Origin of the sequence: Pantoea sp. RIT-PI-b, assembly GCF_001187905.1 — a bacterium.
Lineage (GTDB): Bacteria > Pseudomonadota > Gammaproteobacteria > Enterobacterales > Enterobacteriaceae > Pantoea > Pantoea nemavictus.
The window spans coordinates 111,507-131,605 of the sequence record NZ_LGIS01000017.1; the positions used below are offsets into that span (position 1 = coordinate 111,507).

18 protein-coding genes are annotated in these 20,099 nt (G+C 56.7%); 12 read left to right on the plus strand and 6 right to left on the minus strand.

Annotation, left to right across the window (positions count from 1 at the left end; all coding sequences use genetic code 11):
* Positions 1-3 precede the first annotated feature (3 nt).
* The gene (gene araG, locus AC790_RS10855) at positions 4-1,524 is read right to left on the minus strand and encodes an L-arabinose ABC transporter ATP-binding protein AraG (RefSeq protein ID WP_049851794.1); all 1,521 of its coding nucleotides are present in this window, start codon (positions 1,522-1,524) and stop codon (positions 4-6) included.
* A 165-nt stretch (positions 1,525-1,689) separates the two neighbouring features.
* Positions 1,690-2,673 (minus strand): arabinose ABC transporter substrate-binding protein, encoded by a 984-nt coding sequence (locus tag AC790_RS10860; protein WP_007893809.1) that lies wholly within the window; start codon positions 2,671-2,673, stop codon positions 1,690-1,692.
* Positions 2,674-3,038: 365 nt separating this feature from the next.
* Here AC790_RS10860 and AC790_RS10865 point away from each other — a divergent pair, with 365 nt between their 5' ends.
* Both AC790_RS10865 and araA read left to right on the plus strand, forming a co-directional pair.
* On the plus strand, positions 3,039-4,724 hold the full coding sequence (locus AC790_RS10865; RefSeq protein ID WP_049851795.1) for a ribulokinase: 1,686 nt from the start codon (positions 3,039-3,041) through the stop codon (positions 4,722-4,724).
* A gap of 12 nt (positions 4,725-4,736) precedes the next feature.
* A complete protein-coding gene (gene araA, locus AC790_RS10870) occupies positions 4,737-6,239 on the plus strand; it encodes an L-arabinose isomerase (RefSeq protein WP_049851796.1) in 1,503 nt (500 codons plus the stop codon).
* Between the two features lie 421 nt (positions 6,240-6,660).
* Here araA and yjfF read toward each other — a convergent pair whose 3' ends face one another.
* From yjfF to ytfQ, 4 genes are read right to left on the minus strand one after another with little or no spacing between them, the layout of a single operon-like run.
* Positions 6,661-7,647, minus strand: coding sequence for a galactofuranose ABC transporter, permease protein YjfF (gene yjfF / locus AC790_RS10875; RefSeq protein WP_007893799.1), 987 nt, complete (start codon positions 7,645-7,647; stop codon positions 6,661-6,663).
* On the minus strand, positions 7,644-8,660 hold the full coding sequence (ytfT, locus tag AC790_RS10880) for a galactofuranose ABC transporter, ATP-binding protein YtfT (protein WP_007893797.1): 1,017 nt from the start codon (positions 8,658-8,660) through the stop codon (positions 7,644-7,646). Before ytfT ends, yjfF begins: the two co-directional genes overlap by 4 nt.
* Positions 8,653-10,173, minus strand: a complete 1,521-nt coding sequence (locus AC790_RS10885) for a sugar ABC transporter ATP-binding protein (RefSeq protein WP_049851797.1) — start codon at positions 10,171-10,173, stop codon at positions 8,653-8,655. Before AC790_RS10885 ends, ytfT begins: the two co-directional genes overlap by 8 nt.
* Positions 10,174-10,229: 56 nt before the next feature.
* Positions 10,230-11,186, minus strand: coding sequence for a galactofuranose ABC transporter, galactofuranose-binding protein YtfQ (gene ytfQ, locus AC790_RS10890; protein ID WP_007893793.1), 957 nt, complete (start codon positions 11,184-11,186; stop codon positions 10,230-10,232).
* 675 nt (positions 11,187-11,861) lie between these two features.
* Here ytfQ and ydgT point away from each other — a divergent pair.
* The 10 genes from ydgT to AC790_RS10940 all read left to right on the plus strand — a co-directional run bounded on the left by ydgT (position 11,862) and on the right by AC790_RS10940 (position 20,098).
* Complete coding sequence (gene ydgT, locus AC790_RS10895; RefSeq protein ID WP_036622212.1) at positions 11,862-12,077, plus strand: transcription modulator YdgT; 216 nt, start codon at positions 11,862-11,864, stop codon at positions 12,075-12,077.
* A gap of 110 nt (positions 12,078-12,187) precedes the next feature.
* Positions 12,188-12,628 (plus strand): DUF2569 domain-containing protein, encoded by a 441-nt coding sequence (locus AC790_RS10900; RefSeq protein WP_007893779.1) that lies wholly within the window; start codon positions 12,188-12,190, stop codon positions 12,626-12,628.
* A 123-nt stretch (positions 12,629-12,751) separates the two neighbouring features.
* Positions 12,752-13,333, plus strand: coding sequence for an electron transport complex subunit RsxA (gene rsxA, locus AC790_RS10905; RefSeq protein WP_007893776.1), 582 nt, complete (start codon positions 12,752-12,754; stop codon positions 13,331-13,333).
* On the plus strand, positions 13,333-13,911 hold the full coding sequence (gene rsxB / locus AC790_RS10910) for an electron transport complex subunit RsxB (protein ID WP_049851798.1): 579 nt from the start codon (positions 13,333-13,335) through the stop codon (positions 13,909-13,911). The genes rsxA and rsxB overlap by 1 nt, the downstream gene beginning before the upstream one ends.
* Positions 13,904-16,114, plus strand: coding sequence for an electron transport complex subunit RsxC (gene rsxC, locus AC790_RS10915; RefSeq protein WP_049851799.1), 2,211 nt, complete (start codon positions 13,904-13,906; stop codon positions 16,112-16,114). The genes rsxB and rsxC overlap by 8 nt, the downstream gene beginning before the upstream one ends.
* Positions 16,115-17,173, plus strand: a complete 1,059-nt coding sequence (rsxD, locus tag AC790_RS10920; protein ID WP_049851800.1) for an electron transport complex subunit RsxD — start codon at positions 16,115-16,117, stop codon at positions 17,171-17,173.
* 2 nt (positions 17,174-17,175) lie between these two features.
* On the plus strand, positions 17,176-17,811 hold the full coding sequence (rsxG, locus tag AC790_RS10925) for an electron transport complex subunit RsxG (protein WP_049851801.1): 636 nt from the start codon (positions 17,176-17,178) through the stop codon (positions 17,809-17,811).
* Positions 17,804-18,505, plus strand: coding sequence for an electron transport complex subunit E (locus AC790_RS10930; RefSeq protein ID WP_049851802.1), 702 nt, complete (start codon positions 17,804-17,806; stop codon positions 18,503-18,505). The genes rsxG and AC790_RS10930 overlap by 8 nt, the downstream gene beginning before the upstream one ends.
* Entirely contained in the window at positions 18,502-19,137 is a 636-nt protein-coding gene (gene nth / locus AC790_RS10935) for an endonuclease III (protein WP_007892804.1), read from the plus strand. The genes AC790_RS10930 and nth overlap by 4 nt, the downstream gene beginning before the upstream one ends.
* A 124-nt stretch (positions 19,138-19,261) precedes the next feature.
* Positions 19,262-20,098: a zinc-dependent alcohol dehydrogenase family protein gene (locus tag AC790_RS10940; RefSeq protein ID WP_082204282.1), complete on the plus strand. Its 837-nt coding sequence runs from the start codon at positions 19,262-19,264 to the stop codon at positions 20,096-20,098.
* The last annotated feature ends 1 nt before the right edge of the window (position 20,099 follow it).

Here is a 20,099-nt window from a genome sequence, read left to right on the forward strand (position 1 = left end):
ACATCAGGCCACGGCGGCCGCTTGAGTGGTTTTTGGCATCGCCAGGCTGAGCGTCAGCTGCTCTGTGGCCGTATCGTGGGGCAGTTCACCGGCGATCTCACCTTCGCGCATCACCAGAATGCGGTCGGCTAAACCCATCACTTCCGGTAGATCGCTGGAGGCAAACAGCACCGCAATTCCCTTCTTCGCCAGCTGGTAAATCAGGTTGTAGATTTCATGTTTAGCGCCGACGTCAATGCCACGCGTTGGCTCATCCAGCAGAATCACGTTCATCTCTTCCGACAGCCAGCGACCGAGAATCGCCTTCTGCTGGTTGCCACCCGACAGGTTCATGATCAGCTGCTGCGGACCGGGCGTTTTGATGTTGAGCGAACGAATATGGATATCCGCGTTTTTCGCCTCCCAGCTCGGTTTAATCAGGCAACCCGCGGTGAGATTGTGACGGCGCGCGCTGATGTTGATGTTATCGCGCACCGAATGCACCGGAATGATGCCCTCGGATTTACGATCTTCCGGACACAGCATGATGCCAGCGCGAATCGCATCAATCGGCTGGCGAATGTTGAGCTTTTTGCCATCCAGCGTCACGGTGCCGCCGCGCAATTTGGTGGCACCGAACAGCCCTTTCATCAGTTCGCTGCGCCCCGCGCCGACCAGCCCAAACAGGCCGACGATCTCACCGGCACGCACCGTCAGTGAAACCGGCATTCGCACGCCTTTCGCTTCCACCGCGTCCAGCTGCAGACGCACCGGGCCCAATTCACGTGGCGCGTAACCGTAAATATCCCCCAGATTGCGCCCTACCATCGCCTGCACTAAATCGTCATGATGGGTGTTTTTCATGTCGGTGAAGGTGCGCACATAGCGGCCATCTTTGAACACGGTAATGGCATCACTGAGCGCAAAAATTTCCTCCATGCGATGCGACACGTACAGCACGGTGCGGCCCTGCTCGCGCAGCTGGCGAATAACGCGGAACAGATGGTCAATCTCGCGCGCCGAGAGCGAACTGGTGGGTTCATCAAAGGCGATAATGCGCGCATTACGCGCCAGCGCTTTGGCGATCTCCACCATCTGCCACTGACCCAGCGACAGATATTTCAGCGGCATATCCGGATCGATATTCATCCCCAGATTTTGCAGCTGTAAACCTGCCTCGTAGCGCAGCAGTTTGCGATTCACCAGCCCACGCTTGTGCGGCAGCTGGCCGAGATAGATGTTCTCAGCCACGCTCATTTCCGGCACCAGATGCAGCTCCTGATAAATGATGGCCACGCCGGCATCCAGCGCATCCACCGTATTGTTAAAGCTCTTCGGCTGGCCTTTGATGCGAATCTCACCGCCGCTCGGCTGATAGCTGCCGCTGAGGATCTTCAACAGTGTCGATTTACCGGCACCGTTTTCCCCCATCAGCGCGTGTACTTCACCGGCACGGCAGCTGAATGAGATGTCCTGCAGCGCTTTCACGCCAGGGAAGGTCTTGCTAATGCCATGAAACGACAGAAAGGCTTGATCAGTGTTCATGGTAACTCCTCTAAGCCTTCATACTTCGCGCCGCAGCAGCGTTGGCTGCGCCCACTCACCCCAGTCACTTACCTCGGTAAGCTCCTGGGGCTGAGCGCGCTTGCCGCCTTGCTGCAACGCGAATTATTTTGGCTACCTGTTAGTCTTGTTTTGGGAGAGATGGGATTACTTCAGCCCTTTCTTATCCAGTTCGGCTTTGAAGTTATCGCGGGTAATTAGCACCACATCGGTGACTTCGGTGAACTTCGGCGGTTCCTGATCTTTAGTGACCCAGTTGTAGAGCATCTCGCTGCTCTTATAACCGTGCACATCCGGACTTGGCAGCAGCGAGCCGTAGAAACCGGTAGCAGAACCTTTCGACAGCTCACTCACCGCATCCACGCCGTTGATGCCGATACCGATGACGTCCGGTGCTTTAAAGCCCTGGCCTTCGGTGGCGCGCACGCCGCCCAGCACGGTGTTATCGTTCATGCCAAGAATCAGCCAGTGTTTCACTTCCGGATGCTGCACCAGCAGCGAGTTACCGGCGTCAAATGCGCCTGGGATATCGTTGGATTTGGTCGGCACCTGATAGATCTGTTTCTCCGGGAATCCGGCCGCTTTCAGGGCGTCCATTGAACCGCTGGTACGACGACGTGCGGTGTCGAGCTCGTTAGCCGTGATCGCCATTACGCCGGTCTCTTTCGCATCCCAGCCGCGTTTCTGCATCTCTTTATAGAGCTCTTGTCCCTGACGCTCGCCAATTTTGGTCGCCGCCATCATCACCAGGGGCACGGTATCCATCGGCTTGCCTTTGGCAGTAACGAATTGGTCATCTACCGCGATCACTTTCAGACCGTAGCCGCGCGCTTTGGCGACAATCGCCGAACCGAGCTTGGGATCCGGTGTACAGATGACGAAGCCTTTGGCGCCGCTGGCGGCCAGGCTATCGATGGCATTAAGGGTTTTCTCGCCGTCAGGTACCGCAATTTTGATCACTTCAAAACCGAGATCCTTGCCCGCTTTATCCGCGAATTTCCATTCTGTCTGGAACCAGGGCTCCTCCGGTTGTTTAACGAGGAAACCGAGTTTCATGGTCTCGGCGATAGCGGATTGTGACATAACCGCGGCGAGACTAACCGCCGCCAGCGCTTTAGTGAATTTATGCATGATGCTCTCCGGCACAATGATGTTTTTGGCTGTTATTAACCAATCGGTGTAAACGCTACCAATCAAATTTATTCATAGGGTAAGGCTGAAAATCAGTGCGTTAGCGCAGCGGTTGTGCAAAGGCTGTGCAAACGCTGGGCTAGTTGTAGCGGGAATGACGGGGAAAAATGTAGAGCGGTATCACATCCTAAAACGATGACAAAATTCTCCATATATACAGCGAATTTAACCGGCCATTAACTTTTGCTATGGATCACACAACGTCGCCGATGGCAGAAAAGTGCATATTCTCAGCCGCTGATGACTAACCGCTTATGCGCCACCCTTCCAGGATAGAGCCAGATAACTCACACAGGAGAATCCCAATGGGTGCTGGCACCATAACAATTGGGCTGGATTTTGGCAGTGACTCGGTGCGCGCGCTGGCCGTGGACTGCCACAGTGGTAAAGAGCTGGAAAAAGCGGTGGTGAACTACGCGCGCTGGGCCAACGGGGAATTCTGCGATCCCCATAGCAACCGCTTTCGCCATCATCCGCAGGACTACATTGATGCGCTGGAACAGGCGATTGTGGCGGTGGTGAAGGCGTTAACACCGGAGCAGCGCGCTGCCGTTGTCGGCATCGGCGTCGATTCCACCGGATCCACACCGGCGCCTATCGATCGCGATGGCAACGTGCTGGCGCTGCGTCCTGAGTTCGCCAGCAATCCGAATGCGATGTTTGTGCTGTGGAAAGATCACACCGCGATTGAGGAAGCCGAAGAGATCAATCAGCTGTGTCGTAGCGGTCGTTTCAACGATTACACCCGCTATATTGGCGGCGTGTATTCGTCGGAGTGGTTCTGGGCCAAGATACTGCACGTGTCACGCGCAGATGCTGCGGTACGTGATGCGGCAGTGTCTTGGGTGGAACTGTGCGATTGGGTGCCGGCGTTACTCAGCGGCACCACCGCCCCTGCGCAACTGCGCCGTGGGCGCTGCGCTGCCGGACATAAATCATTGTGGCATCCGGAATGGCAAGGCCTGCCGCCGGCTGACTTCTTCAACGCGCTCGATCCGATCCTGAGCGAAAAGCTCGACTCCCCGCTCTTCACTGAAACCTGGACCGCCGATAGCCCGGTCGGCACGCTGAGCAGCGAGTGGGCGCAGCGACTCGGCTTATCCGAACAGGTGGTCTTGTCGGGCGGCGCCTTTGACTGCCATATGGGTGCCGTTGGTGCTGGCGCACAGCCTTATACGCTGGTGAAGGTGATTGGTACCTCAACCTGCGACATCTTGATTGCCGACAGCGACACCGTCGGCGACCGCGCCATTAAAGGCATTTGCGGCCAGGTTGATGGCAGCGTGGTGCCGGGCGCGATCGGCTGTGAAGCTGGGCAATCGGCGTTTGGCGATATTTATGCCTGGTTCAGCCGCCTGCTGGGCTGGCCGTTGCAACAGGCCGCGCAGCAGCATCCTGAACTCAAGCCGCAGCTGGCCGCCCTGCAAAAAGATCTGATCCGCAATCTCACTGAAGCCTGGGCCGCCAATCCACAGCTTGATCACCTGCCGGTGGTGCTGGACTGGTTCAACGGCCGCCGCACGCCGGATGCTAATCAGCGCTTAAAAGGGGTGATTACCGACCTCAATCTCGGTACCGATGCGCCTGCGCTGTTTGGTGGCCTCATCGCCGCCACCGCCTTTGGCGCGCGCGCCATTATGGAGTGTTTCGAGCAGCAGCAGATTCCGGTGCAGAGCATCCTGACGCTCGGCGGCATTGCACGCAAATCCCCCGCCATCATGCAAGCTTGCTGCGATGTAATGAACCGTCCGTTGGATATCGTCGCCTCTGACGAATGTTGCGCGCTGGGTGCCGCCATTTTTGCCGCCGTGGCGGCGGGCGTGTATGCCGACGTGCCTGACGCTCAGCAGGTGATGGCAAGTCCGATTGATGTGACGCTGCAACCCAACGCCGAGCGCGTTGTGGTTTATCAGCAGCTTTATCAACGTTATCAACACTGGTGCCAGGCCGCTGAACCGCAGTATGCCGCACGCACCGCATCCGCTCAGTAAAGGAGAGATTTTATGGAACAGCACAACGCACAACAGGTGTGGTTTGTTATTGGCACGCAGCACCTTTACGGCGCGGAAACCTTGCGTCAGGTGGAGCAGCACGCTCGCCAGGTAATGGAGGGATTAAACCAGGCCGGGACCTTGCCGACGCAACTGGTACTGAAACCGCTGGTGAAGTCACCGGACGAAGCGCTGGCCTTGTGTCGCGACGCCAACCACGACAATCAGTGCGTCGGCATCATTACCTGGCTACACACCTTTTCTCCGGCCAAGATGTGGATCGGCGGGTTGAGCATCCTGAATAAACCGCTGCTGCAATTCCATACCCAGTTCAACGCGGAGATTCCGTGGGACAGTATGGATATGGACTTTATGAACCTTAACCAAACCGCGCACGGCGGCCGCGAATTCGGCTTTATTGGCGCGCGCATGGGACTGCAACACAGTGTGGTGACCGGCCACTGGCAGGATAAAACCAGCCAGCAGCGCATTGGTCGCTGGATCAATGCGGCATTGGCCAAACAGGCTAGCCAGCAGCTGAAAGTGGCCCGCTTCGGCGACAATATGCGTGAAGTGGCGGTGACCGAAGGCGATAAAGTGGCGGCGCAGATTCAGTTCGGCTATTCGGTGAACGGCTGGGGCGTCGGTGATTTGGTCGAGGTGGTTAATAGCGTCAGCGACGGCGACGTCAACGCGCTAATCGACGAATATGAGAGCCAATATCGCTTTACCGATGCTGCCGCGGTAAACGGTGACAAGCGGCAAAACGTGCTGGATGCGGCGCGTATCGAACTGGGGCTGAAGCGCTTCCTTGAAGCCGAAGGATGCAAAGCTTTCACGACCAACTTCCAGACCTTACACGGCATGACGCAGCTGCCTGGTTTGGCGGTGCAGCGCTTGATGGGCCAGGGTTACGGCTTCGCCGGTGAAGGTGACTGGAAAACTGCCGCGCTGCTGCACATCCTCAAGGTACAAGCGGGCGCGCGTGCGGGCGGGACCTCATTTATGGAGGATTACACCTATCACTTCTCACCTGGCAACGATTTGGTGTTGGGCTCGCACATGCTGGAAGTGTGCCCGTCCATCGCCAAAGAGGAGAAGCCGCTGATTGATGTGCAGTTCCTCGGCATTGGTGATAAAGCCGATCCGGCGCGCATGATTTTCTCCACGCCTGCTGGACGCGCGGTGAATGCCAGCGTGATCGACCTTGGCGATCGTTTCCGTCTGCTGGTGAATGTGGTGGATGCCATTGAGCAGCCAAAACCGCTGCCAAAACTGCCGGTGGCGCGTGCGCTGTGGCGCGCCCAGCCGTCGCTGGCCACCGCCTCTGAAGCCTGGATTTTGGCCGGCGGTGCGCACCATACGGTGTTCAGCCAGGCGCTGGATTTAGATGATATGTATCTTTACGGCGAGCTAAATGGCATTGAAGTGCTGGTGATTGATGAGGAGACGCGCTTACCCGCATTTAAAGATGCGCTGCGCTGGAATGAAGCCTATTACCGCTTAACGCGTTGAAGTTGCAGGGATTAACCAAGGCCGCGATGATTCGCGGCCTTTTTATTGGCTGAAGGAATTGGTGCTGATCAGTCGGAAAAGGTGGGCGTTGCGTAAAGACGGCGTAAATACATCCCTGTAGCCTCGGCCGCCGCATCCTTGCGGCGGACGCTTTACTCCACTGCCCACCTTTTCCTCCTTAATGGAAGTAGGTAGCCGCTTTATTAAGCAGCGATGACATTATCCACGAGGTCAGGAAAGGCCAGCCCGAAGAGCAAAGCGTCCGAGCCAGGAGGGCGAGGCCGATCTGCATGGATGCAGGGTTTCTTTGCGATCGGGCTGGCCTTTCCTGGCCGGAGCACCCAATCCCGCAGCCACAAGGCAAACCAGGTGGCCATAAATGGCCACCCTACGATGTTTCAGAAACAATGGGCTTTAGTACCTAAGAGGTTAAACGCTTAACCGGCGCGTTCTGCTGGCGATCCCACATCACGGTGAGCAGGCGTTGCAGCGCGATAAAGGCAAACAGCAGAATCCCGATGGCGATCTTGGTCCACCACGAACTCAGGGTGCCGTCGAAATTAATCCAGGTTTGAATCAATCCCTGAATTAACACGCCGAACAGCGTGCCCAGGACCGTGCCCACGCCGCCAGACAGCAAGGTGCCGCCGATCACCACTGAGGCAATGGCATCCAGCTCTACGCCCAATCCCGCTAACGCATAACCCGCCGAGGTGTATATCGAAAACACAATGCCTGCCAGCGTCGCCAGCGTGGTCGATAACATATAAATCTTGATGGTGGTCGCGCGGGTTGAAATGCCCATCAGCTGCGCCGAGGCCAGGCTGCCGCCAATTGCGTACACCTGATTACCAAAGCGCGTGCGATGCGCCAGAATAATGCCGCCGATCACCACCACCAGCATAATGACCGCCAGTAAACTGAGGCGACCACCGCCCGGTATCTTCCACGCCAGGCTCGACAGCGTGCTATAGAGCGGATGATCGATGGGAATCGAATTCTCTGACACCAGATAGCTACAGCCGCGCAGGAAAAACATCCCCGCCAGCGTAATGATAAAGGCTGGGATTTTCAGCGCATCGATCAGCCAGCCCATCATCGCGCCAAACAGCGCGCCCATCGCTAATACCAGTGCAAATGCCAGCAGCGGATCGAGGTGATAATCACCAATCACCCGCGCCAGGAACACCCCGCTAAAGGCAATCACCGCACCCACCGACAAATCGATGCCGCCGGACAAAATCACGAAGGTCATCCCCACGGCGATAATCCCAAGGAAGGCATTATCGGTCAGAATATTGCAGATCACGCGCGTTGAAGCGAAGCCGGGAAACTGACTCAGGCAAAACAGATAACCCGCCACAAATACCAACAGCGTAATCATCAAGGGCAGATGACGTTTAATCATTTCGGGCGTCTCCGTTTCAACATGGCAATAAAGCGAGGCGACTGCAGCAGCAGTACGCACATCACCACCACCGCTTTCACCACCTGATTGAGTTCAGGCTGGAAGCCGGACAGCAAAATACCGGTATTCATCGACTGAATAATCAGCGCGCCAATCAGTGACAGCACCAGATTGAAACGTCCGCCCATCAGCGAGGCGCCGCCAATCACCACTGCCAGAATCGCATCCAGCTCTAACCACAAACCGGCGTTATTGGCATCGGCACCGCGAATGTCCGCCGCGACGATCATGCCCGCCACCGCCGCACACATGCCGCTAATCACGTAGGTCGACATCACCACCAGCCAGCCGTTAACGCCGGCATTACGCGCCGCGCGCAGATTAATGCCCACCGCTTCGATAAACAGCCCGAGGGCGGTTTTGCGCGTCAATAGCCACACCACTAACGCCACCAGCAGCGTAATCCACACCGGCACCGGCAGCAGCCACAGTGAACCACTGCCGAACCACGCCAGGCTGTCGCTATTGAAGGTGACAATCTGTCCCTGGGTAATGAGCTGCGCCACACCGCGCCCGGCGACCATCAGGATTAAGGTGGCGACAAATGGCTGAATTTTTAACAGCGCCACCAACACGCCATTCCACAAACCGCAGGCCAGGCCAGTGCCGAGCGTCACCAGAATAATGAACGGCAAGCTATGTCCGGCTACGGTTAAGGTGGCGGCCGTGGCGCCGGCAATCGCCATTACCGCGCCCACTGACAGGTCGATGCCGCCGGTGGCAATCACCAGCGTCATGCCGATGGCCAGGAGAGCGACCGGTGCAGCACGATTAAGGATATCAATCGGACTGCCGAACAGGCGCCCATCCTGAATGTGAATGGCGAAAAAGTTATTCGCCACCAGGCTATCTACCAGCAGCACCAGAATCAGCGCTACAATTTGCGGCATACCGGGCGGCAATTTCGGCTTACGCCGTTCGGGTTTATCATGTGTCATAGGCGATTCAAGCATGTTGTGCTCCTCCATCGGCGATGGCGTTGACGATTGAAGCCACCGATAGCTGCTCCAGCGGGATTTCCGCCACCTGCTTCAAATCGCGCATGATCAACACGCGATCGGCGTAGCCCACTAGCTCTTCGAGTTCAGAGGAGATAACCAGCAGCGCCAGTCCGTCGGCGCATAAGGTCTCAATTAAGCGAATGATCTCAGCGTGCGCGCCCACATCAATGCCGCGCGTCGGCTCGTCGAGGATCAGGAATTGGGGTTTTGTCACCAGCCAGCGCGATAGCAGCACCTTCTGCTGATTACCGCCGGACAACAGCTCGACCGGTTGATCGGCATGCGGCGTGCGAATACCGAGACTTTTGATAAAGCGTTCAGCAATCTCCTGCTGCTCACGGCGCTTAATCGGTCGTAGCCAGCCGCGCTGCGCCTGCAACGCCAGAATGATATTTTCGCGTACCGAAGCAGCGCCGATAATGCCGTCAGTTTTACGATCTTCCGGACAGAAGCCCATGCCGAGGCGCGATGCTTTCGCCGGTGTGCGAATGTTTTGCACCTTGCCTTTAATGGTCGCGGTGCCGCGATCGGCGCGGCGAATGCCAAACAGCACTTCAGCGGTTTCCGTCCGGCCAGATCCCAGTAAGCCCGCCAGACCCACCACTTCGCCAGGTCGCACCTGCAGGTTGAACGGCTCAATGGTGCCCTTTTTACCGTAATCCTCAAACGACACCACCGGCTGATGGCTGCGTAGCGTGCTGCCCTGCCGCTGTAAGGCGGTTTCCAGCAGCTCACGCCCCAGCATCAGTTTGATCAATTCAATCTGCGGCAGCGTGGCGGTATCGCGCGTGGCAATAAATTGGCCGTTGCGCAGCACGGTTATACGATCGGTAATGCGATAAACCTGGTCGAGAAAATGGGTGACAAAAATCAGGCTCATCCCTTTGGCTTTTAACTGCGCCATCAGGGTAAACAGCATCTCAACTTCGTTGGCATCGAGGCTGGCAGTCGGTTCATCCAGAATCAGCACCTGCGCCGAGAGATCCACCGCGCGGCAAATCGCAATAATCTGCTGCATGGCCACCGAGAAGTGACCAAGCGGGCGCGTCACATCCAGCACAAAGCCGTAATTACGCATCAAGAGGTCGGCATCGCGCACCATGCGTTTACGATCAATCATGCCGAAGCGCCGCGGTTCGCGGCCAATGTACAAATTATCCGCCACCGACATGTTCGGCAGCAGATTCACTTCCTGATAAACCGTGCCAATGCCCATCTCCTGCGCATCAGCGGTATTGTGTGGCGTAATCGCCTTGCCATTCAGCGTAACTGTGCCGGCATCCCGGGTGTAAACGCCGGTCAGCACTTTGATCAGCGTGGATTTACCCGCGCCGTTTTCGCCCAGCAGCGCCATAATCTCGCCCTTGCGGATGCTGAACGAGACATTATCCAGCGCCTTTACGCCAGGAAAACCTTTGCTGACGCCGCTAATAGTCAGCAGTGCGGCTTCATCGGAGGTGCTCATCAGGTTCTACCTCGCCTTACGTCATCAAAAACCGCCCCGAAGGGCGGTCGCGGGGATCAGTAACCCATGCCTTTTTTGGTATCGAGCTGCGCCTGCGCGGAATCTGGCAGATACAGTTTCGATTCTGTTTTGATGATTTTTGGCGGCAGCGTGCCGTCTTTTTTGAATTTCTCCAACGCGTCGAAGGCTGGACCGGCCATGTTTGGCGTCAGCTCCACGTTGGCATTGGCTTCACCGGCCAGCATCGCTTTGTAGATATCCGGTACACCGTCAATCGAACCGGTGAGGATATCTTTGCCTGGCTTGAGGCCAGCTTCCTTAATCGCCTGGATGGCACCGATCGCCATATCATCGTTGTGCGCGTAAACCATGCAGATGTTCTTGCCGTTGTTTTCCGCCTTGATGAAGCTCTCCATCACCTCTTTACCTTTACTGCGGGTAAAGTCACCGGACTGCGAGCGAATCACTTTGATGTTGTCGTGGCCGGCGATGGCCTCGGCGAAGCCTTTCTTACGATCAATCGCCACGCTGGCGCCAACCGTGCCTTGCAGCTCTACCACGTTACATTTTTTGTCCGCGACGGTTTTCACCAGCCAGTCACCAATCAACTTGCCTTCCAGCACGTTGTCCGCGGTGACCACCGCCATATACAGGGATTTATCTTTTACCACGATGGCACGGTCTAACAGGAACACCGGGATTTTGGCGTCTTTGGCTTCTTCCAGCACCGGTTCCCAACCCGTTTGCACCACAGGCGCAATGAAGATTGCGTCAACGCCCTGCGCAATGAAGGAGCGTACCGCTTTGATTTGGTTCTCCTGTTTCTGCTGACCATCGGCGATTTTCAGGGTAATACCGCGCTTCTGCGCTTCACTTTTCGCCACGTTGGTTTCCGCTGAACGCCAGCCAGATTCCGAGCCAACCTGTGAGAAGCCCACGGTCATATCCGCAGCCAGTACCGATGTACTGAGTGCCGAGCTCACCATGGCAGTCAAGAGTAAACGTTTCCACATGATTTCATTCCTCTGAAGGGAGTGTGTTGTAGGGGTACAAAACGCGAATTAAGCCTGGCTGAAAAGCGCGTAAACAAGCGCGACATACTTCACAAATCAGAGTGAATTAAAGGAGTTACGGCAATGAGCAATGCATAGGTGGCAGCAGGCTTATGGACAAAATGCCTGCAGATCAAAGCGGAGGTGGTTAAATAAATGTAATAAACAGAATCGCTTATGCATCACACCATTGGAAACGATTACAGCAGATGCGTAAAGAATGGTTACTGCCTGAGCACAACAACAATTATTAGTTTTGTGATTATTCGCACACATTGTGATTTGGTGTTTCATGGCGTGTACATAAATTTGCTGACCAGTCAGGAATAAATAATGGATTCAGCCGCATTACGGTCGTGAAATACTATTATAGAGACGGATAAACAGCGGCCATATTAATAACGCATAAACGCTGTGAGATTATCTAACAACCCCACCGCTGACGGGCCTAAAAGTGGCTTAAATTGCGCTTTAAATGCGCGTTTAAATGACTAAAAAGCCAAAAAAGTGTCGTTTCATGAGCGAATTAGCGCATGTTGTCTGAATTTTGTATTTTTTTAAGTCCAGCGTATGGACTCTGGCTGCGTGCTCCCTATACTTGGGCACTTCCGAGTACTTTATTTTTAAATGGCAATCATGACTGCGTTAGATTACCTGATGAAATTTCGTAAAGTGAATAATCTCGATAGTCTGGAAAAACTCTACGACCATCTTAATTATTCCCTGACTGATGATAACGAGATCATCAATATGTATCGCGCTGCCGACCATCGACGTGCTGAATTGGTCTCCGGCGGACGTCTGTACGATCTTGGCCGGGTGCCAAAAACTGTCTGGCGTTACGTGATCTAATTGATTTATCCCCGCTTTATCTGCGCTTTTGCGTTGTCCAGGTCGGGCGTGCCCCGTTTGGACATGATACGCTCTGCATCGCCCTCTTTTCTGTAAACAGGATCTTCTCGATGACCGAACAGGTTTTTCCGCCACGCATCGCTGGCTGGCTGTTGCTGCCGCTGGCGTGGCTGATTATGACGATGTTAACCAGTGCCCTTGTGGTAGCAATGTATCTGAGCCCGTTGTTCAACCCCGAATTGCGCCCCACGCTGTTTTCACACGGCACGCTGCTGACGCAATGGTCAGTGTCGCTGCTCACCGCCGCCGTCGTTTGGGCCTACAGTATTTGGGTTTGCTGGATTTTCTGTAAACGCTCACGCCGTTTACCGCGCCACTACATCCTGTGGCTGTTGATGACGGTTTTGCTGGCGCTAAAAACCTTCGCTTTTACCCCGGTTGCGGATGGTAAAGCGATTCAGACGTTACTGCTGTCACTGCTGGCCGCTGCGGTGTTTGTCCCCTATTTCAAACGCTCACAGCGGGTTAAACAGACGTTTATCCAGTCGTAATGGCGGGAGTTTCGTCAGCAATTTAATTCTGAGTGCTCTCAACCCCCACACAAACCGCGTGAAGGTTGAGATGCAGCTCTCAATTCCGGATAATAGACGCCTTTCGGCTTCCCAGGTTAAAAAATGACCGATTACTTACTTCTCTTTATTGGCACCGTGCTGGTGAACAACTTCGTGTTGGTCAAATTCCTCGGCCTCTGCCCATTTATGGGCGTGTCAAAAAAATTGGAAACGGCCATTGGCATGGGACTTGCCACCACTTTCGTGATTACGCTGGCGGCGATCTGCGCCTGGCTGGTCAATCACCTGATTCTAGTGCCGCTCGATCTGGTTTATCTGCGCACCATGGCCTACATCCTGGTGATCGCGGTCGTGGTGCAGTTCACCGAAATGGTGGTGCGCAAAACCAGTCCGTCACTCTATCGCCTGCTCGGCATCTTCCTGCCGCTGATCACCACCAACTGTGCGGTGCTGGGCGTGCCGTTGCTGAGCGTCAACCTGAATCACACGTTCCTGCAAGCTGCGCTGTATGGCTTCAGTGCTTCACTCGGCTTCTCGCTGGTGATGGTGCTGTTCGCCGGCATGCGCGAACGTCTGGTGCTGGCTAATGTGCCCGCGCCCTTTAAAGGCAACTCGATCGCACTGATTACCGCAGGTCTGATGGCGCTGGCATTCATGGGCTTCACCGGGCTGGTGAAATTCTAATGACTGCGATTTGGATTGCTATTGCGGTACTCGCTGCGCTGAGCCTGGTGTTTGGCGCCCTGCTCGGTTACGCCTCGCGTCGCTTCGAGGTGGAAGAAGACCCGATTGTTGAGCAAATCGATGCCATTTTGCCGCAGAGCCAATGTGGACAATGCGGCTATCCCGGCTGCCGTCCTTACGCGGATGCGGTGGGTAACAACGATGAAGCGATCAATAAATGCGCGCCGGGCGGCGAGCAAACCATGCTCAAGCTGGCATCGCTGCTCAACGTAGAACCGCAACCGCTGGACGGCGGCGCAGACGTATTGGAACCGATTCGTACTGTTGCCTGGATCGATGAAGCCAACTGCATCGGCTGCACCAAATGTATTCAGGCCTGCCCGGTTGATGCGATTGTGGGTGCCACGCGCGCCATGCATACCGTGCTGAGCGACGTTTGCACCGGCTGCGATCTCTGTGTTGCGCCTTGCCCAACCGACTGTATTGAGATGCGCCCAGTGGCCACTACTACGGCCAACTGGAAGTGGAATCTCGACACCATTCCTGTACGGGTGATCCCGGTAGAAACCCATGCTTAATTTGTTAAACCTGTTCCGCAAAGAGAAGCTGTGGGATTTTCAGGGCGGCATTCATCCGCCGGAAATGAAAACCCAGTCAAACGGTACGCCGCTCAGTCAGCTACCGCTGCCCGATCGCTTCATCATTCCGTTAAAACAGCACATCGGTCATGAAGGTGAGATTTGTGTTGCACCCGGTGATAAGGTGCTGCGCGGTCAGCCGCTGACGTTTGGCGGCGGACGCATGCTGCCGGTGCACGCGCCCACCTCCGGTACCATTGAAGAGATTGCGCCGCACATGACGGCGCACCCTTCTGGTTTATCTGAGCTGTGCATTTTTCTGCGTGCCGACGGTGAAGATCGCTGGACCACGCTCGATCCACAGCCCGATTACCGCGCGCTCTCCCGTGAAGATGCCGTTAAACGCATCCACAATGCCGGCATCGCCGGTTTAGGCGGCGCAGGATTTCCGACCGCCACCAAATTGCGCGGCGGCCTGCGCGGCGTTAAAACGCTGATCATTAATGCTGCCGAGTGCGAGCCTTATATCACCGCCGATGACCGCTTAATGCAGGATTGCGCCGCCGAAGTGCTGGAAGGCTGCCGCATTCTGGCATGGGTGCTACAGGCCGAACGCGTGTTGATTGGCATTGAAGATAACAAGCCTGGAGCGATTGCCGCACTTAAGCAGGCGCTGGGCGGCGATCGTGAGTTGCAGATTCGCGTTATCCCCACCAAGTATCCTTCTGGCGGGGCCAAACAGCTCACTCAGATTCTCACCGGCCTTGAAGTGCCACACGGTGGACGATCCACCGATATTGGCGTGCTGATGCAAAACGTCGGCACCGCGTGGGCGGTTAAACGCGCCATCGTTGACGGTGAACCGATTACCGAACGCGTAGTGACGCTGACCGGTGAAGCGCTGGCCCACCCGCGCAACGTCTGGGGACGTCTCGGCACGCCGGTGAGCCATCTGCTACAACATGCCGGTTTCACTCCGGGTTCACGCCAAATGGTGATCATGGGCGGTCCGCTGATGGGCTTTACCCTGCCATCACTGAATGTGCCGCTGGTGAAAATTTCCAACTGCATTCTGGCGCCTTCCGCCAGCGAGATGGGCAACGATCAGGAAGAACAATCCTGCATTCGCTGCAGCGCCTGTGCGGATGCCTGCCCGGCGAAACTGCTGCCGCAGCAGCTATTCTGGTACAGCCAGGGCGGCGATCACGATAAAGCACGCGCGCATAATATCGATGATTGCATTGAGTGCGGCGCCTGCGCCTATGTCTGCCCCAGCAATATTCCGCTGGTGCAATATTATCGCCAGGAGAAGGCCGAACTGCGCGCCATCGACCTTGAAGCGCAACGTACCGCCGAAGCTAAAGCCCGCTTTGAAGCCCGTCTGGCACGTTTAGAGCGTGAAAAACAGGCGCGTGAAGCGCGTCATGAACAGGCCAAGCAGCGCGTGGCACGTAGCGATCAGGGTGAACGTGATGCCGCCGTGGCGCGTGTGAAAGCGCGTCAGGAAAAAACACCCGAGCAAGAAACGGCAGAGCGCGCAGCGCGTCACGCACAAGCTCTGGCGCAGCAGGCCGAGAAACAAGCTGAAACCCAGGCGCTGAGCCGCCAGTCAGGCGATCCGCGTAAAGCGGCGGTGGAAGCGGCGATTGCCCGCGCCAAGGCGAAGAAAGCTGCCGCACCAGCGGCTGAAACCACGCCGGCTGCACCGGAAAGCGCTGCGCCTGCCGCTGAGGGCGATCCGCGCAAAGCCGCCGTTGAAGCAGCGATTGCGCGTGCGAAAGCCAAAAAAGCCGCCGCTGCTGCGCCTGCCGCTGACACCGCGCCGGCTGAGCCCGAAGCCGCTGCGCCTAACGCTGAGGTCGATCCGCGCAAAGCCGCCGTGGAAGCAGCGATTGCGCGTGCGAAAGCGAAAAAAGCCGCCGCTGCCGCGCCAGCTGCTGACACTGCGCCGGCTGAGCCCGAAGCCGCTGCGCCTGCCGCTGAGGTCGATCCGCGAAAAGCCGCCGTGGAAGCAGCAATTGCGCGTGCGAAAGCGAAAAAAGCCGCCGCTGCCGCCGCGCAGCAGACCGAAACATCTTCTCCTGAAGTGGAGGCTGCTGCCTCTCCTGACTCCGCCGACCCACGCAAAGCGGCAATTGCCGCTGCGGTCGCCCGTGCCAAAGCGCGTAAAGCGCAGCAGCAGCCTTCGACGACTGAGGAATAAATGGCTTTTCGTATTGCAAGTTCTCCCTATACCCACAACCGCCGCAGCACCGGCAATATCATGCTGTTGGTGGTGCTGGCGGCGTTGCCGGGCATGGCCGCACAGTGGTATTTCTTTGGCGTCGGCTTTCTGATTCAGGTGTTGCTGGCAACGGCGACCGCATGGGCAACCGAAGGCGCAATACTGCGCCTGCGCAAAACGCCGGTGGTGCCAACGCTGTCTGATAATTCCGCCCTGCTCACCGCGCTGCTGCTCGGCATTAGTCTGCCGCCGCTCGCGCCCTGGTGGTTGGTGGTGTTGGGGACGATTTTCGCCATCGTGATTGCCAAGCAGCTGTACGGCGGTTTGGGGCAAAATCCGTTCAACCCGGCGATGGTGGGCTATGTGGTGCTGCTGATCTCCTTCCCGGTACAAATGACCAGTTGGCTGCCGCCTGATAGCTTGCAGGCGATTAAACCCGGCTTGATGGATTCGCTCAGCATGATCTTCACCCACCACACGCTGGCGGGTGAAACCATGCAGCAGCTGCAGCTTGGCGTAGATGGCGTCAGCCAGGCGACGCCGCTGGATACCTTTAAAACCGGGCTGCGCGCCGGACACAGCGCCGAGCAGCTGTTAGCCGAACCGATTTACACCGGCGTGTTAGCCGGCCTTGGCTGGCAATGGGTTAACCTCGGTTATCTGCTGGGCGGCGTAGTGCTGCTGGCGAAAAATGCCATTCGCTGGCACATCCCGGTCAGTTTCCTCGTCTCGCTGGCATTCTGCGCCACGCTAGGCTGGCTGTTCTCGCCGGGGTCGCTGAATTCACCACTGATTCACCTGTTCTCCGGTGCCACCATGCTCGGTGCGTTCTTTATTGCCACCGATCCGGTAACCGCCTCGACCACCAATCGTGGACGTCTGATTTACGGCGCGCTGATTGGTTTACTGGTGTGGCTGATTCGCAGTTTTGGCGGCTATCCGGATGGCGTCGCCTTCGCGGTGCTGCTGGCCAATATTTGCGTACCGCTGATTGATTACTACACTCAGCCGCGCGTTTACGGCCATCGCAAGGATTGAAGATGATCGATGCTATTCGTAAAAATGCGGTAACGCTGGCAGCCTTCGCGGTGATCACCACCGGGGTAACGGCGGTGGTCAACTATGTCACCAAGCCGACGGTGGAGCATCAAACTGCGCTGCAACAGAAAAATCTGTTAGATCAGGTGGTGCCAACCGATCTGTACGACAATCACATTCAGCAGGAGTGTTTTCTGGTAACGGATGCCGCTGCGCTGGGGAATGACCGGCCACATCATCTCTATTTAGCGCGCAAAGGCGATCTGCCCGTCGCTGCAGCGCTTGAGACCACCGCGCCAGACGGCTATTCTGGTGCGATTCAGATGTTAGTCGGGGCCGATTTCCACGGTAAAGTGTTGGGCGTGCGTGTGGTTGAGCATCATGAAACGCCAGGCCTCGGCGATAAAATCGAACTGCGTATTTCAGACTGGATCAACAGCTTTAATGGCAAAGTGATCCATGGCGCTGATGACAAAAATTTTGCGGTGAAAAAAGACGGCGGTGAATTCGACCAATTTACCGGCGCAACCATTACGCCGCGCGCCGTGGTTAATGCCACTAAGCGTACCGCGCTGCTAATTGAAACACTGCCCGCGAAGCTCGCTTCGCTGCCTGAATGTGGAGATGCAAATGAGTGAAGCGAAGAATTTACTGGTCGGCGGCCTGTGGAAAAATAACTCCGCGCTGGTCCAGCTGCTTGGCCTGTGTCCGCTGCTGGCGGTCACTTCTACCGCCACTAACGCCCTCGGTTTAGGCCTGGCGACCACGCTGGTGCTCACCATCACCAATAGCTCGATTTCCGCCTCGCGCCGTTGGGTGCCCGCGGAAATCCGTATCCCGATTTACGTGATGATCATCGCCTCAGTGGTGAGCTGTGTGCAGATGCTGATCAACGCCTATGCCTATGGGTTGTACCAGTCACTCGGCATCTTTATTCCGCTGATCGTCACCAACTGCATCGTGGTGGGTCGCGCTGAGGCCGTCGCCTCAAAGAGCAGCATTCCGCTCTCCGCGCTTGATGGTTTTGCCATCGGCATGGGCGCGACCTGCGCGATGGTAACGCTGGGTTCGATTCGCGAACTGATTGGCAGCGGCACGCTGTTCAACGGCGCGGATCAGCTGCTTGGCCCTTGGGCCAAAGCGCTGCGCATTGAAGTGGTACACTTTGATTCGCCAATGCTGCTGGCGATGTTGCCACCGGGCGCCTTTATTGGTCTCGGCATGCTGCTGGCGGCCAAATACCTGATTGACCAGAAGATGAAACAGCGCGCCGCTACTCGCGCCGTCGCTCCTGAAGCCGAGCCGCAAGGCGCAACCGGGAAAGCGGTGTGAATAAAGAGAAACGCGCGCAGATCCTCACGCGCCTGCGTGATGAAAATCCGCATCCCACTACGGAATTACACTTCAGCTCGCCGTTTGAGTTGCTGATTGCGGTGTTGCTATCGGCTCAGGCGACAGACGTTAGCGTTAATAAAGCCACCGCGAAGCTCTATCCGGTGGCAAACACGCCGGCAACGATACTGGCGCTGGGCGTTGATGGCGTAAAGGAGTACATCAAAACCATCGGCCTGTTTAATAGCAAAGCCGAAAACGTCATCAAGACCTGCCGCATCCTGTTGGAACAGCACGGTGGCGAAGTGCCGGAAGATCGTGCGGCACTGGAAGCGCTGCCTGGCGTGGGCCGCAAAACCGCTAACGTGGTGCTGAACACCGCTTTCGGCTGGCCGACTATCGCCGTCGACACCCATATTTTCCGCGTCAGTAATCGCACACGTTTTGCACCAGGTAAAAATGTGGAAGAAGTGGAAGATAAGCTACTGAAAGTGGTGCCCTCGGCGTTCAAGGTCGATTGCCATCACTGGCTGATTCTGCATGGCCGTTACACCTGCGTGGCGCGCAAGCCGCGCTGCGGCTCCTGCCTGATTGAAGATTTGTGTGAGTTCGACGCCAAAACCGAACTCTGACTCACTGCCGATAACCACGGGCAATCTTGCGCTGGTTTATCGGCAGTTTGGCGATCCCGCCCGCGTCCTCACCCTTGAATCCGCCCCTTTACTGCTTCGCGCTGCGGGTCTGCTGCGCGTCGCGATGCAATTCGCTCCCATCAATGCGTCCGACCTGATTCCGGTTACCGGTGCTTATCGCCATCGCGTTATACCGCCGCAGGTCGCCGGGTATGAAGGCGTGGGCACAGTCATTGAGGCGCCCGCCGCTTTCACCTCTTTACTCGGCCAGCGCGTGCTGCCGCTGCGTAGCACCGGCACCTGGCAACGTTATATTGATTGTGACCCACACATGGCCGTGCCGGTACCTTGTGACATCGACAGTGCGCTGGCTGCGCGTGCCTATATTAATCCGCTGGCGGCGCTGTTGATGCTGCAGCAATGGCCGCCTACGGCTAAACGCGTGCTGATCACCGCAGGCGGTTCCGCCTGTGCTTTATTACTTGCGCAGTGGGCCCGCCAATGGGGCGCGGCCGCTATCACCGTGGTGCACCGTGCGCCGCAACATGCTTCACGTTTGCAGGCGTTAGGTATCACATCACTGCGCGAAACCCAGCGTGAAGCGATCGCCGCCGTCGCACAGCAGTGCGATGTGGTGTTTGATGCAGTAGGTGGCGAGATCGGTCAGTTGATTTGGCACGCCCTGCCCGCCGAGGCACAATTTGTTGCCTACGGCGTGCTGAGCGGCAAGCCGGTGCGGGTGAATGCGCCCCGCCCGGCGCTGCACTGGTTCCACGTGCGGCATACGCTTGAAGGATTAGCGCAGCAGGATTGGCAACAGCTGTTTTGCACGCTTTGGCCACTGTTACGCACCAGTCATTGCGGTGAGGTAGCGATTTTCCCGCTGGTGCAGTGGCGCGAGGCAATCGACAGCTATCACCAATCGGGGCGGGATCGTAAGCCGTTGTTGCAGCTCTTGTAAT

Bases quoted from the DNA above. Each gene is read 5' to 3' on its own strand.
- araG (WP_049851794.1), bottom strand. From the start codon at position 1,524: ATGAACACTGATCAAGCCTTTCTGTCGTTTCATGGCATTAGCAAGACC.
- AC790_RS10860 (WP_007893809.1), bottom strand. From the start codon at position 2,673: ATGCATAAATTCACTAAAGCGCTGGCGGCGGTTAGTCTCGCCGCGGTT.
- AC790_RS10865 (WP_049851795.1), top strand. From the start codon at position 3,039: ATGGGTGCTGGCACCATAACAATTGGGCTGGATTTTGGCAGTGACTCG.
- araA (WP_049851796.1), top strand. From the start codon at position 4,737: ATGGAACAGCACAACGCACAACAGGTGTGGTTTGTTATTGGCACGCAG.
- yjfF (WP_007893799.1), bottom strand. From the start codon at position 7,647: ATGATTAAACGTCATCTGCCCTTGATGATTACGCTGTTGGTATTTGTG.
- ytfT (WP_007893797.1), bottom strand. From the start codon at position 8,660: ATGCTTGAATCGCCTATGACACATGATAAACCCGAACGGCGTAAGCCG.
- AC790_RS10885 (WP_049851797.1), bottom strand. From the start codon at position 10,173: ATGAGCACCTCCGATGAAGCCGCACTGCTGACTATTAGCGGCGTCAGC.
- ytfQ (WP_007893793.1), bottom strand. From the start codon at position 11,186: ATGTGGAAACGTTTACTCTTGACTGCCATGGTGAGCTCGGCACTCAGT.
- ydgT (WP_036622212.1), top strand. From the start codon at position 11,862: ATGACTGCGTTAGATTACCTGATGAAATTTCGTAAAGTGAATAATCTC.
- AC790_RS10900 (WP_007893779.1), top strand. From the start codon at position 12,188: ATGACCGAACAGGTTTTTCCGCCACGCATCGCTGGCTGGCTGTTGCTG.
- rsxA (WP_007893776.1), top strand. From the start codon at position 12,752: ATGACCGATTACTTACTTCTCTTTATTGGCACCGTGCTGGTGAACAAC.
- rsxB (WP_049851798.1), top strand. From the start codon at position 13,333: ATGACTGCGATTTGGATTGCTATTGCGGTACTCGCTGCGCTGAGCCTG.
- rsxC (WP_049851799.1), top strand. From the start codon at position 13,904: ATGCTTAATTTGTTAAACCTGTTCCGCAAAGAGAAGCTGTGGGATTTT.
- rsxD (WP_049851800.1), top strand. From the start codon at position 16,115: ATGGCTTTTCGTATTGCAAGTTCTCCCTATACCCACAACCGCCGCAGC.
- rsxG (WP_049851801.1), top strand. From the start codon at position 17,176: ATGATCGATGCTATTCGTAAAAATGCGGTAACGCTGGCAGCCTTCGCG.
- AC790_RS10930 (WP_049851802.1), top strand. From the start codon at position 17,804: ATGAGTGAAGCGAAGAATTTACTGGTCGGCGGCCTGTGGAAAAATAAC.
- AC790_RS10940 (WP_082204282.1), top strand. From the start codon at position 19,262: ATGCAATTCGCTCCCATCAATGCGTCCGACCTGATTCCGGTTACCGGT.